Source organism: Bartonella sp. AA23NXGY, assembly GCF_042197165.1.
Classification (GTDB): domain Bacteria; phylum Pseudomonadota; class Alphaproteobacteria; order Rhizobiales; family Rhizobiaceae; genus Bartonella.
Genome location: NZ_JBHIRO010000016.1, coordinates 1 through 17,686 on the forward strand (window position 1 = coordinate 1; position 17,686 = coordinate 17,686).

Sequence of the window (17,686 nt, forward strand, 5' to 3'; positions counted from 1 at the left end):
ACGATTCATAAGAACCATTTTTACTCCTTTCTTGTACAATTTTTACCCACACATCAACCCCGCTTGTGACGTGCAAGTAAGTGGTTTTGATTGATTCAAGATAAACAGATTTGAAATGAGAGAATCCTACGTTATTCGGGACTCTCATTCAACATACAAAACAGTGAATTATCATTATAAATCAATGCATTGAACGCTTGTTCAACGGCATTTTCAAATTGTCTTAAGTCTTGGCAAAGAAGTTCTTCTGCTTGTTTTTCAGTGATTGCCATACCTTTATGAACAAAAGGTTTTCCAGCATTGTTTGTATGTCCATAACCAATGGTCCACACCCCAATGGCGTCTTTATAGGCATTGAGACGTAAACCTTCCCATTGTTTAATCAGTGCTAGCCCTTCTGGTGATATTGTTCTCATGTATTGCTCCTATAAAAAAGCCCCACAAAAGGTGGAGAAGATTGATAGATTAAAATTGTAATTATTGTGTTTTATTAAAAATTTCGTTTCATGTAACTTTTTTCTATGTTATACGTTACATGAAACATAATGGAGATTTTGTTATGGCTACAATGCACGTCAATGAACGCGTTCAAAAACATCGCAACGCACAAAGAAAAGCAGGTTTGCGTTTAATGCAAATTTGGGTACCAGATACTCGCCAACCAAACTTTGCAGAAGAGTGCCGACGCCAATGTCGCTTAGTCGCAAAAATGGATAAAACAGATACATCTATGCAGTTGTTGATGGATCAATCTTTAATGGATATTGATGGCTGGACAGAATGATGCGTGGATTTCTCGTCACAATAGCGATGCAAGGCGATTTTGGTAAACCAAGACCTGCGTTAATCATTCAAGCTAATCAATTCAGTGAACATACAAGTGTAACAGTTTTACCCATTACTAGCACACTTGTTGATGCGCCATTACTCCGCATTACGATTCAGCCAAACGCTAAAAATGGTTTGCAAAAACCTTCGCAAGTCATGATTGATAAGATTATGACGGTAAGATGTGAAAAAGTTAGTCCAGCTTTCGGTTCCATTCATGCAGATAAAATGGTAGAAATTGAACGCTGTTTAGCTGTATTTTTAGGAATAGTAAAATAAAAATAGTATTTCTTTTTATCATCATAAAATAGCTTTGTTTATCTATCTTCCTCATCCATATGGATGACGCCTTCACCTTCGTCGCATGCGTTTGGTGGAGCGTTTGGATCAAGGGTATCGTCCTTGTCTGGTGTGGTGTTTGCAACGTTTCCAGCCGCATCTTCTTGTGATGCATCAAAAAGTTCGCACTCTATTTTTGTGGTGTAACCACCCGTTTTATCAAGTTTGTGTTTAACGCTTTTGATGCGCCATTCTGCCGGTATATAAGGGCGGAAAGGGGGCTCTTGAACAAGCTTTGCTTCTGCTTGCACAAAGGGATCACCACCGATATCACATGAGAAAGAAGACTTACCGCGTGATGATTTATTGCGATAAGCAGCAATGGCCGCAACAGCCTCTGATTGGTTATGGTAGGTGTATTTGAGTTCATGGAACGGCGGATTACCAACTTTGACTTCTTTTTTTTCACCACTGCGGATATCATGATAAGTTGCGAGAACACCGCCTTTTTTCTCTTTGTCTTCTTCTTCTTTCTCAGGTGTTGTTTCTGCTTTTTCCGATTCAGATGATGATGGTGCTGCTCGATCACTGTCATCCATATGGATAAAGTTTTCATCATCATCAATCTCTTCTGGTTCTCGTGCATCAGCCGCGGCTTTTTGGTCGTCTCCCACATCTGTTTCTAAGCCATTGGCTGCACCTGCTTCATCCCGCGCACTGTATTTAAAATCCCAAGAGGTGCAATGTTCCTCATGAATAACAACAATAGGGAGTGTTTCACCGGTAATGGCTTTGCCTTCACCCCGTTTGGCAAGCACAAGTTTGCCATCAACGGGTTTTGCTACCGCATCATAGTCTTCTGCAAGGCGCGTAGCAAAAGCCATATCGCTTTCAGAAGTTTGGTCAATGTGACGCACAACAATTTTAGCAAGAGCAGGGTCAACTTTTGGTGTATAGCCATTGCGCTCTGCTATCTCTTGAACAATACTGCCAAGGGTTTGTTGGTGATAGGATTGGCTTTTGGGTGTTCTATAAGACGTATTCATAGAGGCGGCGCGCCCTGTTACACTTAAGCTTTGGGGTGGGCTGCTTACAGAGATTTCATCAATCAGATAGGCTCCCATATCGCGGTTTTTGCCGCCTTCATAGCCAAGTGTTACGGAAATGATTGTTCCGATGAGAGGAATATCGAGAAAGCCGTTATCACTGTCGCGTGCGCGGTCATCAAGCTCTATAGTGATACGATCACTTTTGTTTTCTGCTTCATCGGTAATTTCAATCGACAAAACATAATCCATAAGAGTTTTTGTGATGTCTTCTCCATTTGCCAGAACCGTGCAAAAAGGTTTCATGATTGACTGCCCCAAATTCTAATCACCGGTGTGGCTTTAGGATAGGGGAGGGTTGGCAAAACGATTGTGATGCCTGCTTTTAAGATGGGTCCATAGTCTGCAAGACCAAAATTTGCTGCATAAACGCGTTCAACAGCAAGGGCTTGTTGACCCTTTGCATAGTATCTCCAGCAAATGGCATCAATCATATCGCCTTCTTTTGTTACGTAAAGATCACTCATAGCTCTTCACCATATTCTCTCAACTTTATCGTAAATTCTTGTTTTTTTGGGGTGCCATTATGATGAAAAACGCTTTGTTTTTCCTCTACAGAAAGAATGACAAACTTACCTAAGATTTTGCCTTGACCAGTCACAAGAATGTGAGGTCCTTCATGTGCCATTTGCCGTAAATATTCGAGCTGTCTATGACCACCTTTGAAATCTGGATAAATCACACCAGTTAAAGAAAATTCCGCATTTGCAACGGCAGGCAATTGAAGAGCAGCCTTTCTCCCCAATCGCCCTTGCTCCACCCATGGAACACCATAAGACATATCAAGTGTTTGGTAAGCTGCTGTTTCAATCGAAAAAATAAAACCACCCAAAGCTAACATCATGGTATTTAATCCGAAAGGCTAGAGGCTATGGCTAAACGTTGCTGTTTTGCATAGCGTTCAAGTGCTTGATTGACAGCGTCTCTGATTTCGTCCTTGAGACCATTTGGTACTGAAATATTTAGATTTGTAATGGTTACACGGGCATCTACTTCAACAGGTTTATGAACTGTAATTGGCTTTGGAGCTTTAAAGGCACCTACTTTATTTGTTGCCTGCGTTTGTCCTGTTTCAACGACACTTGTATTAAAACCACTCTTGCGTTTTTCAGGCGGGGTGTTTGTAACCACTACTGTATCAACCATTTTTTTTGCACGTGCATTGGTTTCTTCGGTAAAGGTTTTAATGGTCTGCGTTGAAGTCTTGTCTATTGAAACATTAAACCCTAACTTTTCTTTCACCCAATTAGGCATCCAACTGGTTAATTTCTTCATCATGCCGCTGAGCCAATCAGACAGAGCATTCCATTTGCTTTTGATGCCCTCCCAAAGCCCATTAATAAGATTGGAGCCTACTTCCATTAAATCGACACCAAACAGCCATTCAATGAGTTCATTGATTTTTTTCGAAATCCAAGAGAGTGGTGAAAAGTTTTTAAAGAACGTCAAGAGGTTATTGAAAGCATTACTACATAAGTTCGCAAAAGAATCCCATAGCTTGCTTATAAAGCTTATGACTGTGTCCCAATTTTTATAAAGCAGAGATCCGGCAGCAACAAGAGCTGCAATGCCGCCAATTATCCAGCCAATAGGTGTGGTCATGATAGCAACACCAAGCGATATAAAAGCCGTACCAACAGCGGTTATTGCTGGAATGAGTGAAGCTACAAGAGTTACAGCAAGACCAGCAATTGCGGAAGCAGCTGGTGCTATTGCCGCAATGAATGCCCCAGTAAGAACTGCTCCAACTGCGGCTAAGGATGCAGCCACCCAAGCATTGAGTTTGTCCCAATATTTGTAGAGTAAAACAAGAGCTGCGATGCCGCCAATGAGCCATCCTATGGGCGTCGTCATTATAGTATAGCCAAGGGTGACAAACGCTGCTCCCGCTGCTGCTAATGCGGCAATGAGTGGACCAAAAATGAACGAACCAAGTGCCACAAGTCCTACCTTAAAGAGGGTTATTTCACCAATCAGAGGTTCTAGCCATTGGAACCAGCCTTTAATCCTCTCTGTGAGATCACTGATGCCTTTTCTTAAATCAGAGGTAGGATTAAGCAAATCATTAAGGACTTTTTTTAAGGTTTTTGCCCAGCTCGCAACAGTTGTTTGAATGAGGTCGCGGTTTTCATCAATCAACTTTGAAAAACCGTCAATCATATCATTAATCACGGGCATGAAACGCGCGCCAATAAAGCTCGCGATACCGCCTATTTTTTTCTTAAAAGCACCAAGCTTGTCACTCAAATCTGCGGCATAGCGTGCGACATCGGCACCTATCAGCCATTTTCCTTTCCGCGCCTTTGCAAACAGCTCTTTAATGGGTGCCATGCCTTGTGCAAGCATGGTCGCCATTTCTTTACCATCGCCCCCAAACAGCAGAGCGGCAATATGCTGTCTTTGTGCTTGGCTTTTCATCTTACTCATCTTGTCGGTAATTTCTTCTAACAAGACAGAAGTGGATTTGAGTTTTCCAGAAGTGTTTTTGACAGAAATGCCAAGTGCTTCAAAGCCCATCATGCCTCTTTTTTGTCCGGCATATGCTTGTGCTGAACGCCTATTTAAAACCGCTAAGGATTGTTGAAAAAGTTCGGCAGAAGTGCCTGAATTATCGGCTGCATCACCCCATAATTGAAGTGATGCAACACTCATATTTAAATGGTGTGATGCGTGATAAAGACTATCGCCCAGATGCATGGTTTTCATGGTGAGGGCGGCTACACTTGCCACAAGACCACCACCAGCAAGCCCTAAGACACCGGTAAAGACTGAAGCACGACTTGCCGCTGTGCTAAGAGCACTTTGAACGCCATGAAGGCTTTTTGTCATGTTTTTGACAGCAGCAGAAAAGCGCGGAATACCCAAACTATGTGAGAGTGTTTTTGACAATGTATCGAATTTTTTTTGAAGATGTTTGAGAGGTGCGGTGAGTTTGTCTTCAAGAGACAATTTTACCTTTGCATCAGCAACTTTTTCACTCATTTTATCTTATACCTTTCTGCTGCTTGATTTCGCCAGAATATGAGTTCTTGCGGTTCCATTTCCATCATCTTTGAAAGGGACCAATGGAACACAATGGTAATATCGGCTATGAGTTTAGCGGCGGTTTCCCAGTCGAGGTATCCCGCCGCTTGATAAAAGACTCCAAAATCTCTCCAATGCTCGACAAGTCATTAATATCGAGTTCTCCAACCGCTTCATGTGCCCATCCAGAAAGACGTGCGATCATAGCGATTGTTTGCTCTATGCCTTCTTTTTTGTCGATTGCTTGCACATCTTTTGTTTTGGGGCGCTGTAAAGTAATTTCGGTGTGCTCTTTTCCTTCAAAAGTAACAGGTATCAATAATTTATGTGTAATGCTTGTTTGGACTGTCATTTTTATAATCCTATGTTGTCTCTATGGTCTGCGAGTTGATTGACGCCATTGAATTTTCTCACCAAGTTGAGGACATCTATCTCAACGATTTCAACGTCCTTCTGGACATATTTGAAATACTGCAATGTGAAGGTAGTTGTGGATGTTGCTTTGCTGCCCGGTTGCCATTCTGCCATTTCAAAGCCTTTGCATAGTCCTCTCATGGTAATGACAACACCTTCTGCTGGTGTGCCTTGCGCTTGCATTGAACTTCGTAATGAAATGTCGACATCAGTGCGCCCTAAGAGTGCCATTAACTCTGGAGAGCAATCAGAAATGGTCATGCTAAGCGTGAGGGTTTCAAGACCAAGGTCAACTTCAATGGAGCTATCCATGCCACCGCCGCGATAACTTTCAACGACCAAGTTCAAATTCGGTAATGTTACGCTTTCACATTTTGCTTGATAGGGAATACCGTCGACAAAAATGTTAAAATATTTCAAAACTCTTGGTAAAACGGGGATAGCCATTAAAAAATCTCCTCTAAATAATCATTCACAATGCGTGAACGGAACGTGATGTGTTCTGCGGGTGTTGTGGGGGTGAATTCGACATTGAAATAGACTTTGCCGCTCTCAATGGCGCTTGCTGTGTTAAGCTCTAGATCAGGTGTACAGCGTCCACCAAGAATGGCGCCTTGTGCTTTTAAATCACGCAAATAGGCATTGACGCTTTCACTGACATCATTCATGTAGGTCTTTTTGATATTGCGGTCGACAGCCCATAGATGCCCGCGCAAAATGGCATCATTGATCATATCTGCGGTGCGTACTACGGATAAGAAAGCAAACTTTGTATCACTTGAAAGGGTGCGATTACCCCAAAGACGATAACCATTTTCGCGGATAATTGTTGTGATGTTTTGTTCGTTAAGAAGGTTAGCGCGGCTTGATCGATCACCAATGGAAAAATCAATAGGGCGTGCAATACCAACAATGCCATTGATCACTTTATTGGAAGGAGAATGCCAAAAACCGTGTGTAAAATCAGTTTTGGCAATGACACCAGCAACTGCTGCACTTGCCGGCTGTTCTATGATCTTTCCATCACGATTCACCTTTACAAAAGGGTCAATAAGAATGACGCGTTTTGAATCAAAATCCTTTGCTGTGCTAAGGGCTGCTTCATCTGTGCTGTTTGGTGCATCAAGCACCACAATAGCACGCAGACGCTCGGCAATGCCAATGAGTTCTGCTGCGACGGGGTTGGCAGTTGCACCAGTTCCATTCTCTTCAATATTCACACTGGAAGGGCGTTGATGTGTAAAGCCTGGAGCGATGAGAATGCGTGGTGTTTGTCCTACAATGGACCCCGCTCCAATCAAAGCATGAACACCTTCATAAGCACCATTTGCGTTTACACCGCCAAGAACATTGGTGAGTGTTGCATTTTCATTGTCACCCTCGTTCACGCGCACGACAACAACAATGGCACCCACTTGCTTGAAAATGAGATCAAGGGCATTAGGTAGGGTGCCTTGACGCTTGCCTGTTTTATCCAGTTTAGCGGCTTGTGAAAGAGAGCCTGTTACCAAAACGGGTGTATTAAGAGGAAATGCTTGTTCATCTGCATCGGGCGCCGTGCCAACAATCCCGATAACTGCCGATTGTACCGCGCGAAGGGGGCGGGTGCCGTCGTCAACCTCGACAACTTCAACACCGTGTAGAAAACCTGTTGCCATACTTTATGCTCCTTTAAATGAGTGGTGAATTAAAATGAATGGGAAAAATGAGAGGTAAAAAGCTGCTCTTGAGAAAGGTTTGTTTTCAACAAGCACTTTCTTTTTATAAATATCTTGACTTAGTCCCAAAATGGTACTAAGATTGATAAAAATCAGGATACACTTATGAAAATTGTTAAAATCTCCACACTTCAAACTTTTTGGACTCGATATCCTGATGCTGAACAACCATTAAAAGCATGGGTAGATGAAGCTAAAAACGCACAATGGCGTTCTCCTCATGACATTAAAGAGAAATATAAAAATGCAAGCATATTAAAGAATAATCGTGTTGTTTTTAATATTAGAGGCAATGATTATCGTTTAGTTGTTTCAATCTTTTATCCAGCAGGTTGGCTTTACATAAAGTTTATAGGGACGCATAAACAGTATGATGCGATTGATGCCAACACTGTAGAACTAAAGGAATTTAAGAAATGAATATCAAACCAATTCGTACAGAGAGAGAGTATCAAGAAGCTTTAGAAATTGTGTCTGCAATGTTTGACAATCAACCTAAAGAGAATACTCCAGAATTTGATCAAATGGAGGTTCTTGTGTTGTTGATTGAAGCGTATGAAGCAGAACACTATCCTGTTTCTCCTCCTCACCCGATTGAAGCTATTAAATTTAGAATGGAACAAATGAACTTAAGTGCTAAAGATCTCGTTCCTGCGATTGGTCATTTAAATCGTGTTTATGAAATCTTGAGTGGTAAAAGAAAATTAACACTGCGCATGATTAAAAATTTGCACCAACAGTTTAATATCCCACTGGAAAGTCTAATAACTTAGGGTTTTTACTAATTTATTTTTTTTGAAAGATTTTTAAGGTGTTTAAAAGGTCTTCAAGGGTTATTTAAAGACCCTTTAATATGTATTATGTCTCGTTTTAGAAATCACAATTGGTGATGATAAGTTCCTTAGCGGGAACTGCATTATTTAAGGCGTTACACGAATACAATGTGTTTACCTTTTTAAAGGTAAATTGACTGAAGGTTTTTCGAACTTCTGGCACATCATTGAGAGACAAAAGAAACTTTCCTTTTAATTGTGCCAGCAGCATAGCCATCCTCTGATAATCCTCCCGCTTAAACAAATCTTTGCCATAATAATCCTCAACACCCCAATAGGGTGGGTCAAGATAAAATAAGGTGTTTGGTCGATCATAGCGCCTGATAAACTCAGACCAATCTAAATATTCAATGGTAACACCTGCTAAACGGCGGTAAATAAGCTTTAATGAGGCTTCAAGTTTAAAACGATTAAAACGTGCACCGCGGTCTGTTTCAACTCCAAACGTGCGATTGGCGACTTGACCGCTAAAGCTTAACTTCTGCAGATATAAAAACCTTGAAGCGCGCTCTAAATCCGTGAGAGTGTTTGGGTCTTGCATGCGCAAGCGTTGAAATTCCTCACGGCTACTGATCTGAAATTCTAGCAATTCCATAAAAGGGTGATAATGGCGTTGTAACACCCTAAAAAAATTCACTACATCTCCTAAACGATCATTGATGACTTCAGTAGGTGGAATTAACTTTCGCCTAAAGAATATTCCTCCCATTCCAACAAAAGGCTCGGCATAAATGCTATGAGGGATGTCCTCGATAATTTTGACAATGGTTTTGGCTAATCTTCTTTTGCCTCCAATATAAGCAGCAGCTGGTGCGATAGGATCAACAGATTTTAATTTTTCTTTACAAAGTATATCCATCATTTTTTAACACTCTTCCATCTATATTAGCCATCTTCTCACTGTTTCCAAGTGATAAGAAGTGGCTGCGATGTTGAGTTGAGTTGCATCGGACGGGGTTGTTCGCAAAACTGTTCCCGTTGGCTGGACTACCAGCCCAGCCTCTATTTTTTGTTTCTTTCTTTGGTTTGGTGTTTCTAGGATAATTCCTGTGATATATCTGCTTGATTTCTCATAGCGATAGGTTATTAGAGCGGCTTGCCAAGAGCCGTTAATCTCTTTACAAAACTTTTGGAATAGAAGAGGGGGAACGCCGTGATTTCGGGGCTTCTTCTAAAGATAAAGAATGATTTTGCTATAGTGCGATAGAGAGTATTTACTTTTGTTGCCATTTTGCTCTCCAAATCAATAGAGAAACAATAACAACAAGAGCTGCCTTTCATAAGACTGACACTGTCAGTCAAAAAGCTCTTTAAAGGGCTTTAAAAGGGCTTAAAATCATACAAGCCAGCTTATACAACAGCTATCCATTTGACTTGTGCTATTTTTAGTTTTGTATTTAATCTTTCCATAATCTTATGAGGACAGCGCCATCAGCTCCAGCGCCACTTGAAGAAGAATCGGCATGAGCACCAGCACCTCCGCCCCCAAAACCACGCCCTGCTTTTCCCGAACTATAGGAACCTTTGCCGACTCCTCCAGAGCCACCACGTGATGTATCACCTCCAGCATCGCCTCCATTACCGCTTGTTTTACTCGTAATTCCATTCGTTCCAGCATAACCATTTCCGCCTTTGGCAATTCCTGGATGTTCATCCGTTGCTAAACCAAAGTTTCCACCTGTTCCTCCAGCACCGCCATCGCCTGAATAGAAGGAAGTATTATCTTTACCAAATCCCGTGTGAGTGCTAGAAGAGTAAGTACCCCCACCACCATGTCCTCCTGTCGCCGTAATAAAATTTTTGCCAACGGTTGTTGTTCCTCCAAACCTACCTTTTACATTCCATCCAGAAACAGAATCTCCTCCTTTACCAATTGTGATATTCTCATGACCCTTTAAACTCGCTTTATAACCATACCATACCGTACAACCGCCACCGCCGCCACCGCCTCCTAAGTAATAAGAATAACCACCCCCACCACTGCCGCCGCCACCCCATGCTTGGATTTCGACTTTTGTGTTATCCGTTACCCAATCGGGCCATTGAATTTTTCCATCCTGTGTATAGAGCAATTCAGCATCAGCAAGAGCCGGCCAATTCGTGATTTTATCGGTCAAATCTTTTTTAAGACTCTTTATCTGTGCCAAGATGGCTGCATCCACTTGTGATTTGGTATAAACAAGATCATCATCAACTTTAAGCGGTCCTTTAAGCGTACTTCCACTTGTGCTTAAACGGGTAACCACTTTCCTTTTTGGAAGACCGAAGAAGTCAGATGATACATTACCCAAGATCTCCAAGTCGTCACCCATGGTGACTTTACTGGTAAATTTATTATAACTTTGCCATTCATTTGGGCTGGCTAAGCGACCATAGCTTGTGAGATCTTGATTAATCTTGGCTCTAAAATCGTCAAGCCCCACAATATCTTCGGTTTTATGTTGATGCGCGCCTAATAGTGAGACAGCACTGCCAAAGGTGAAGTTATTATTGCTTGATTTATAGAGAACATAATTATTTGCGGCATCTTTTGCGCCTTCGATATCGCTTAAATCGGCAAAAGTGAAGGTTTTATCCGCTGCCATTTTGCCATTGAGAGCGCTTTCTAGATCTGCGATTTCGTTGATCGTATGCGTGTGGTGTAAAGGTGCCTTTTCGTCTACCTTTTCCTCAACAGCCAAAAGAGCTTGATCAATTTTGGTCAAGTTTTCCCGCAAGATTGGGAATTCAGAACTGATAAAACGCCCCTCTTTAGGCAATTCCATGTCGAGTTTTTTGGTTTTGGTCATCTCTGTTTTCCCATTATAATATGCCAGCGCCAAAATCACTCACCATGGACCGCGCGGATGGTCCACCAGTAAGGGTCAATTTCAAGCGTGCTTGTTTGGCTGTTTTGTCACCACTGATAAATTTTCGTTCTGTCCAAAGTGGTTCAGTGAGTTGTTCTGTTTCGTCAAGTTTCAAAGGGGTGAAACCACCATCATCCAGTTGCATCTCCAGTGTAAAGGTTGCACCGCCTGGTAAAAATGTTTTGATATAACTGGTTAACCTTGCCTTTTCACCAAAGGCAAAAGCACGCGTGACATAGGTCGCTTCCTTATGGATCTTTCCCGCAATCAATTGAACAGGCGCAAATAACACCGGTGAGAGTTTCTCTGTTCCTTTAAGAATAGCGCGAAGCTTGATCTTTTCACTGATATATTCAGTAAGACTGAGCAATTGAAAGGGCAGGAGTTGATAAATTGTGCCATTGTTTCGTTCAATTTCAAAGATGACAGAACACTCACTTGAAGGCAACTCAATGGCTGCGCGTATTTGCAAATCAGAGCAGTCTACAAGGTCAAAGGTGCCTAAATCGACAATCTTTTCTGTTTGCCTATAGCGGGCAGCGAGCACCCGAAAGGCTAAAGCCTCATCTTGATGGGCTGTCCAACTTTGTGCGTTAACAGAAGAAAAGCGTGGACCGGTCACGTAAGGGTGACTTGAGACATATCTCTGGTGTTCTGCATCGAAATCTCCAAGCTTTGCTAGTGAAACAGAATGATCCGCATCATCGGTTTTAATGACAAAAGCCGTTAAGCGGTCATCCATCACAAGGAGTGGTACATCATAGCGTGCTTCTGCCCAACCTAGCTTTGCGCCCTTCATAGAATAAAAGCTTTGCGCTTGAATATCGGCGGTAGGATAGCCGTTTTCTGTGGTCACCAAATCAATCACCAGATCATGGTTCTGATTGCCGATTTTGCAAAGATGAAAGTCAATACCAGTGATTTGCCGTGTTTCATCGGGGGTAAAGACTTGCGCTTGTGGGTCCACTTGCGTCCATATCTTCACCGTGGTGGTGCGCCGCATCACTTTCACATCAATCAGACCTTGACCGGTAAAAAGCCCCGTTGCAATGGTTCCACCTTTTCCCCTTGCCACAACGTTTTTTGTGCCAGCCGTAATATTTTGTGGAATCGTGAAAGCGCCCTCAAGGGTGCCCTTGCTATCGGCAATAAGGAGACTCTTTGGTAAAATATTCACACCATCAAAGGTAAGACTTTCCAAGATTTCGCTACTGCCAAAACCTTCAATTTTAAAGTGAAGGGTAATTTGTCTTAAAAAGTCGATTTGTTCTTGGTGTGTGTTGATGAAATTATCGCTTACTTCTGTTCTACGTATGGTACTGCCACGGTTCCAGCCCATGATGATTTGATTGGTGATACCCGAGAGCCAATCGGTGCGCTGTTCATGCCAGAAGTCTGTTGCGGGTTCAAGGGTTACTGTACCAGGCAGGGGTGCAAAATTTTGATAGGGGTTGATTTTTTCGCAAGCCGTTGTCAACTCTTGCGCAATGATCACTTCATTTGTCCAGTCAAGGGTGACAGGCGCTTTTAAAGGAGTAGTATAGAATGTTGGGTCAATGGCGAGCTGTAAAATGCCGTTGCCTACAGCCCCCGTTTGTTGAAAGCCTTCATCTCTGTAACTATCATCAAGAAAAGGGTCTGCAAACATGCCCTTTTTGGCAACAGGTTCTTTAGAGTCAACATTGCTTTTAATACGCTCTAATTGCATCAATCGATCAAGCGAAAGCACTCGTTGAAAATAGCGCCACATTTCATCATAGGGGGCAACCCGTGTGCCATCATTGACCACAACCGGCGTTTCAAGCCAATTGTTGGTAATGGTTGCAAGGGACAACACATCATCAGGGACACTCGGTGCCATGGGATGATCTACTGAGATACCTTTGATGTAAACCACATTGCCCCCCGTGTTGAGACCAATACGGTCAATGCGGGGTAATTTGTAAGTGTAACTGACGATAATATCACCACCCTCCGCACCCCCTGAGACAGTGATTTCCTGCGCTGTTACCTTATCAGCCGTGATTTTTGCGCGATAGCGGTAAGTTACCTTATAGCTGCTCCCTGCTAAAGGTTCGTCTCCCACGGGTGCCCAATCAATGGTGTCTCCTGTTTTTTTAAAATCTGTGCCTTCTTTAAATTCCTTGCTTCCTTGAACGACTTTAATAAACGCGGTGATGCTTTTATCAGGAACACCATCACGCCCTGCGGCAACCGCACCGCGGGTGACGTTAACGGTTTTTTCTTTTGTCAACAAAAGAGACTGAATATCGGCAAGAGGAAAATAATAGGGTTTAAAGGTGAAACTTGTTTTCCCTTTTGGAGGCGCAAAAATATGCGTTTCGCTAGGAACAACGCTTGTCGAAAAATCCTCTGGCTCTTCATGGCGCAAAGCCGCTAAGCGTTTGCGTTTAAAGCCATTGATATTGGCTTCTCCTTCTTGAATACTAAACACTTGGCAACCATTATTTGCTCCCAATGCGCTCACACGGCAGCCACTCACGATATAATGCCCATGGGCGCGGTCGTACGTCGCAATAGCTTGCATGGCGGGTTCAAGCAGTGAGGGCGATTTTTGATCAATCAGAACACCATCTTGTAAAATATAAACCGGAAAGAAAGTGCCATTCTGCGCATCCTCTTTCAGTGCCCAAACAAGCTGTGCTGTTTCGCGTGCCGCTCCGGGCTCTCCTTCTGCTAAGGTACCAGGGACTTGCCCCAAGAGCTCTGGATCATCTTCGTGTGTTATCCATTTTTTTTGCAGCTTCACACCAATTTCCAAGCGCCCAATCATGGCAACATTGTTGAGTACAGCTGGTGCAACGGGGAAAATATCGCCGGCAATATAAATCTTGCCATCCGTTAAAGTGACGGTCTTTGTCTCTTTGTTGACAAAAGCATCAGCCCGTTCAACGCGGTCTCCTTCTTGTGCCACAAGGCGTCCCAAGCGGTCATGACGCCCCCTGATGATGGTTTGAACCTCATTCAATTCACCGCTTTGAATAAAGGGACGCGTGCCATAAAAGACAACGCTTTGTTGTTCCTCTTTGCCGCGAGATCTGTCAATTGCAAAGGGTAAACCACTTTCATGCTTCATATTAAAACCTCAATAAAATCTTGAATTGTTCGCGAACATCGGCACGCAAAGAAATATTGATGGGTGTTTTGAGTATCTCGACACCACCATTCAGTTCATTGACGTCACACCAAAGCTTTCCAAGGGGGATATCTTGTTTGGGAATGCCGTGAACGAGAATAGAAACAAATGCTGCTTGTTTGCCATCAACATCGTGAAAATCTGTGCGGGCTGCAACAAGAAGCGCCGTGCCCATCGAGGAGGGCTGGAATCTGTTACCACAATGGCTATACACACCATCCAAAGCCTGTTCGACAGGCGCTACAGCATAGCATCTGCGATACCCAATCACGCTATTTTGGCTGTCTTTTAACACGAGATAAAGCGTACGACCATGAAACCATTCTGCCATAAGCATATCGCGTTCATGTTTTTTGACCGAACACCACGGAAAATTTGCCAAATCCCAAGGATAATCAATTTGGTTCCAGCTTAACTCTTCATCCCCATCATCTATCCAATTACCAATAAGCCTGCCTTCTTCTCTTGTGAGCGTGTGATTGATTTCTGTTGTGCGTCCAAAGGAAAACAAAGTGTCCCCAGCTGTTAAGTGAACACCGCTTTCATATTCCAACATGCTGTCATCAAACCGTGACATATTGCATTCAACAGCTTGCACATTATAACCATAGGTCCCACGGCGAAAATCAGAGCGCAAACTTTTGGAAAGATCTGTGATCGCTTCAATAGCTTCAAGGCTTTTGCGTTCAGGCAACTGATCAAAATCAAGTTGAAAGGAGTTCCACCATGCTCGCCCCGTCCAAGCGGGTTGAAAGCGTGCTGTAATCTCTAGCCATTCAAGCCCCATCTCTATTGCCGCAAGTGAGCCACGTATCCGCTGCCATTGAAGCCCTTGATCAATCAAATCATAGAGGTTTGGAACATAAGGTGTCAGTTCACCAAGCCCGTATTCTTCAATCAACCACGGCAAGAAACGGGGAGGGCGTGTGATCAGTTTTGCGCGTGAAATCCCCAAAACAGAACCATCAATATCTTGATGAAAATCGCAAGCATCAGCAAGGCGCTTTTCAAATTCCGTCGCGTTTGTGGGAAGGAGGGAGCCAACCATTAGCGCGCCCGCCCTTTAAAGTTTAAGGTGATTTTGCCAATCGATAAAATTTCTTCATCACAAACCATACTGTCTTGTGTTGGGGTAATGGCAATGACTTTCTGAACACCAGGGATCATCAGTTTTGAAATCCACCACGAGAGGCTTAATTCACGACCAATGGCTTGTTCTTGTCTCCACGCTGCTCTTAAATTTTCCTCCATTGTCGTGAGAATTTTCAAAGATGTTTCTGGTAACAGCCAAACATCTGCTTCTAAATCCAGCACTTTTTTAACAGCAGCGTGAACAATGATTGTATCATTGGTCATGATGATATTTTTTCTGTGAAGAGCTTCTGAAACTGTTTGTATGAGATCTTCAGATGCCGTTCCTTCTTCATTATTACCAAAAAGAGCAACATAGATGGTTGGGTCTTTGCCTTTACGATAGATAATCGCATCTTTCACTCGACTATCGGCTGTTAAGGCGATAAGTTTGTAATAGGGTTCTGTTCCACTTCCGTTTCCTCCACGGGCATGAAGCTGTATGCGTTCACGATATCTCTCGTCACTTTCACCCTCCATGCGGGCAAGACCATGCCAGTTTCCCAAAGCGTCAAGAGATTCACCGGTTGCAAAATCAAGAATGTTGTTGCGTGCCGCTTCGTTAATACGCTGTCTTAACAGCAACTCTCGATAGCTAAAAGCCTCTATGACTTTTACAGCCGGGTCACTTTCAAGAATGGTATATTCAGGCAAAAGCTCTTTTAAATGGGCAAGAGCAGCAGCGCGTATTTCCTCAAAAGAAAGTTCTGTGATGATTTCCGGTTTTGCAAGCACTCCATTCATTTTATCAGTAATCCTTCCATGGTAATGGGCTTGCCGGATGGCAAATAAATGCCTTCAAAGGACAAAGAAACTTGTCCAGCCTCACTCCATTTAAAATCAATTTTTTTCAATTTAAAACGCGGTTCCCACTTGTCTAAAGCCTCAGCAACAGCAGCATAAAGAGCAACAGCAAAAGCATTATTAACCGGTGCATCAATGAGTTCAGCAACACGTGAACCATAATCACGCCGCATTACACGCGAACCAATCCGCGTTAACAAAATATCAAGGATTGATTGACGCAAATGATCAATGCCGGTTAATGGCTTTCCCGTTGTGCGGTCCATTCCACTGTTCAATTGGGACCTCCTGTCATAGAACCACCAGGGGAAACACCGCCATGAACATGTGTTGCTCCTACATTGGTGCCGTTATGTCTTAATCCACTTGAATGAATGGAAACATTATTTCCAGAATGAAGAGAGAGACTATCATTCGAATTCAGTGAAATGCTACTACCTGCCTTCAAAGAGATGCCGCCTTTTGCGTTTAAATTTATATCGCTTTCTGAAACAATCTTTATGCCATCTGGTGCGGTAAGCTCTAGCTTGCCACCATCACCTTTTAGTGACACGCCATCAGAGATTGTCAGAATAAATTTTCCACCCGATTTTATATTGAGGGCATAGGTGTTTTGTTCATCGTCATATTCAAGGCTGGTTCCATCAGGGTATATCGTTCGGTGAATGCTGCCCTTATCGGCTGCTTGGTTTGCATCGGTATGAATGGAACCCACAATCATCCCTTGCGATAAATCCCCTGATGATGAAACAACAATCACTTGCTCTCCAACATCGCGCCCTTCATAGGAGCGTGTTTTACCGGCGCGGGCTTGTGTGTCTGGAATCCAGTCACTGATGAGATTGCCACTTTTTACCCGATAGCGTGCGTTTTTATGGTCGATATGGCTAATCTTCCCCACCATAACCATATTTGCCACACGTCTCTTTAGATCTGTGATTTCTTTATCACGTCGCTCTAACATGTCCACCTTCAATTTTATGGTATTTATCTTTATTTTTCACGCCTGTTTCTGGTTCAAAGCTTAAGAAAGGTTCAACGATTCTTGCTGTTACACTGCCTTCTTCTTCATCCATGTTGGGGATATTTGTCACATAAGTGATTTCAAAGGTTAAAATCGCACCATGGAGCGCTAGGGCGCCATTATCACCAAAGGCAAAAGCAATATTTTGCAGGCGGCATGTCTCAACAGTGTTGTTAAGATTGGGGTTGGCATGGAAAATCTCTTCAACTTCCCATGCTAATTGGTCAACAAAGCGTGCGCCATCTTCACATGTTGCATAGCACTCAACATCTAGCGTTAAAACACGCCGCCTTATTCCATAATCATAGCCATCTTCAATCGTTTCACTTTGTGTTGAGATATTAATTGCAGGCGTGTTCTCAACGGAAAAGTTGAAATCACGCATATTGAAAACATTGTCACCAGCTGCCGTCTTTGCTGCTTTAATCAACGCAACAAAACTTTCCCTTATCGTCTCTCTCGGATGCATGAGTGTTCCTGTTATTTAACATTTATCCTTTTCTTTATATTAGTATCGTG

General features: G+C 42.9%; 20 protein-coding genes and 1 pseudogene. 4 read left to right on the top strand and 17 right to left on the bottom strand.

Annotated elements, in window-relative coordinates; all coding sequences use genetic code 11:
• Positions 1–170: 170 nt before the first annotated feature.
• Positions 171–416: pseudogene (locus tag ACFINY_RS07760) on the bottom strand (lysozyme); the annotation flags it as partial.
• Positions 417–559: 143 nt separating this feature from the next.
• Here ACFINY_RS07760 and ACFINY_RS07765 point away from each other — a divergent pair.
• Together ACFINY_RS07765 and ACFINY_RS07770 are read left to right on the top strand one after the other, a co-directional pair.
• Positions 560–784, top strand: coding sequence for an antitoxin MazE family protein (locus ACFINY_RS07765; RefSeq protein WP_012230987.1), 225 nt, complete (start codon positions 560–562; stop codon positions 782–784).
• Positions 784–1,107 carry a type II toxin-antitoxin system PemK/MazF family toxin gene (locus ACFINY_RS07770; protein ID WP_375612371.1) on the top strand — a complete coding sequence of 108 codons (324 nt, stop codon included), beginning with the start codon at positions 784–786 and terminating at the stop codon, positions 1,105–1,107. Before ACFINY_RS07765 ends, ACFINY_RS07770 begins: the two co-directional genes overlap by 1 nt.
• Positions 1,108–1,145: 38 nt before the next feature.
• On the opposite strand, the gene ACFINY_RS07775 is transcribed toward ACFINY_RS07770, so the two are convergent.
• Genes ACFINY_RS07775 through ACFINY_RS07810 form a run of 8 tightly spaced genes read right to left on the bottom strand, consistent with a single transcriptional unit; the run spans position 1,146 to position 7,309 of the window.
• Complete coding sequence (locus ACFINY_RS07775; protein WP_375612340.1) at positions 1,146–2,459, bottom strand: contractile injection system protein, VgrG/Pvc8 family; 1,314 nt, start codon at positions 2,457–2,459, stop codon at positions 1,146–1,148.
• Positions 2,456–2,680 carry a tail protein X gene (locus ACFINY_RS07780; RefSeq protein WP_375612341.1) on the bottom strand — a complete coding sequence of 75 codons (225 nt, stop codon included), beginning with the start codon at positions 2,678–2,680 and terminating at the stop codon, positions 2,456–2,458. Before ACFINY_RS07780 ends, ACFINY_RS07775 begins: the two co-directional genes overlap by 4 nt.
• Positions 2,677–3,057 carry a phage tail protein gene (locus tag ACFINY_RS07785; protein ID WP_375612342.1) on the bottom strand — a complete coding sequence of 127 codons (381 nt, stop codon included), beginning with the start codon at positions 3,055–3,057 and terminating at the stop codon, positions 2,677–2,679. Before ACFINY_RS07785 ends, ACFINY_RS07780 begins: the two co-directional genes overlap by 4 nt.
• A 5-nt stretch (positions 3,058–3,062) precedes the next feature.
• The gene (locus tag ACFINY_RS07790; RefSeq protein WP_375612343.1) at positions 3,063–5,195 is read right to left on the bottom strand and encodes a phage tail tape measure protein; all 2,133 of its coding nucleotides are present in this window, start codon (positions 5,193–5,195) and stop codon (positions 3,063–3,065) included.
• Positions 5,192–5,263 (bottom strand): hypothetical protein, encoded by a 72-nt coding sequence (locus ACFINY_RS07795; RefSeq protein WP_375612372.1) that lies wholly within the window; start codon positions 5,261–5,263, stop codon positions 5,192–5,194. Before ACFINY_RS07795 ends, ACFINY_RS07790 begins: the two co-directional genes overlap by 4 nt.
• Before the next feature lie 38 nt (positions 5,264–5,301).
• The gene (locus tag ACFINY_RS07800; protein ID WP_375612344.1) at positions 5,302–5,589 is read right to left on the bottom strand and encodes a phage tail assembly protein; all 288 of its coding nucleotides are present in this window, start codon (positions 5,587–5,589) and stop codon (positions 5,302–5,304) included.
• A gap of 2 nt (positions 5,590–5,591) precedes the next feature.
• A complete protein-coding gene (locus ACFINY_RS07805; protein ID WP_375612345.1) occupies positions 5,592–6,098 on the bottom strand; it encodes a phage major tail tube protein in 507 nt (168 codons plus the stop codon).
• Positions 6,098–7,309, bottom strand: coding sequence for a phage tail sheath subtilisin-like domain-containing protein (locus ACFINY_RS07810; protein ID WP_375700964.1), 1,212 nt, complete (start codon positions 7,307–7,309; stop codon positions 6,098–6,100). Before ACFINY_RS07810 ends, ACFINY_RS07805 begins: the two co-directional genes overlap by 1 nt.
• A 165-nt stretch (positions 7,310–7,474) precedes the next feature.
• Here ACFINY_RS07810 and ACFINY_RS07815 point away from each other — a divergent pair, with 165 nt between their 5' ends.
• Positions 7,475–7,789, top strand: a complete 315-nt coding sequence (locus ACFINY_RS07815; protein ID WP_375612347.1) for a type II toxin-antitoxin system HigB family toxin — start codon at positions 7,475–7,477, stop codon at positions 7,787–7,789.
• On the top strand, positions 7,786–8,142 hold the full coding sequence (locus ACFINY_RS07820) for a type II toxin-antitoxin system HigA family antitoxin (protein ID WP_375612348.1): 357 nt from the start codon (positions 7,786–7,788) through the stop codon (positions 8,140–8,142). Before ACFINY_RS07815 ends, ACFINY_RS07820 begins: the two co-directional genes overlap by 4 nt.
• Positions 8,143–8,239: 97 nt before the next feature.
• On the opposite strand, the gene ACFINY_RS07825 is transcribed toward ACFINY_RS07820, so the two are convergent.
• From ACFINY_RS07825 to ACFINY_RS07860, 8 genes are all read right to left on the bottom strand, one after another.
• Positions 8,240–9,061, bottom strand: coding sequence for a DNA adenine methylase (locus ACFINY_RS07825; protein ID WP_375612373.1), 822 nt, complete (start codon positions 9,059–9,061; stop codon positions 8,240–8,242).
• 538 nt (positions 9,062–9,599) lie between these two features.
• A complete protein-coding gene (locus ACFINY_RS07830; protein ID WP_375612349.1) occupies positions 9,600–10,991 on the bottom strand; it encodes a Bgr_08870 family protein in 1,392 nt (463 codons plus the stop codon).
• Between the two features lie 13 nt (positions 10,992–11,004).
• Positions 11,005–14,148 carry a DUF4815 domain-containing protein gene (locus ACFINY_RS07835; RefSeq protein ID WP_375700965.1) on the bottom strand — a complete coding sequence of 1,048 codons (3,144 nt, stop codon included), beginning with the start codon at positions 14,146–14,148 and terminating at the stop codon, positions 11,005–11,007.
• A 1-nt stretch (position 14,149) separates the two neighbouring features.
• Positions 14,150–15,256 (bottom strand): phage tail protein, encoded by a 1,107-nt coding sequence (locus tag ACFINY_RS07840; protein ID WP_375682741.1) that lies wholly within the window; start codon positions 15,254–15,256, stop codon positions 14,150–14,152.
• Complete coding sequence (locus ACFINY_RS07845; RefSeq protein ID WP_375700966.1) at positions 15,256–16,083, bottom strand: baseplate J/gp47 family protein; 828 nt, start codon at positions 16,081–16,083, stop codon at positions 15,256–15,258. Before ACFINY_RS07845 ends, ACFINY_RS07840 begins: the two co-directional genes overlap by 1 nt.
• On the bottom strand, positions 16,080–16,421 hold the full coding sequence (locus ACFINY_RS07850; RefSeq protein WP_375700967.1) for a GPW/gp25 family protein: 342 nt from the start codon (positions 16,419–16,421) through the stop codon (positions 16,080–16,082). The genes ACFINY_RS07845 and ACFINY_RS07850 overlap by 4 nt, the downstream gene beginning before the upstream one ends.
• A complete protein-coding gene (locus tag ACFINY_RS07855; protein WP_375700968.1) occupies positions 16,418–17,107 on the bottom strand; it encodes a phage baseplate assembly protein V in 690 nt (229 codons plus the stop codon). Before ACFINY_RS07855 ends, ACFINY_RS07850 begins: the two co-directional genes overlap by 4 nt.
• Positions 17,091–17,636, bottom strand: a complete 546-nt coding sequence (locus tag ACFINY_RS07860) for a hypothetical protein (protein ID WP_375700969.1) — start codon at positions 17,634–17,636, stop codon at positions 17,091–17,093. The genes ACFINY_RS07855 and ACFINY_RS07860 overlap by 17 nt, the downstream gene beginning before the upstream one ends.
• Positions 17,637–17,686: the final 50 nt, after the last annotated feature.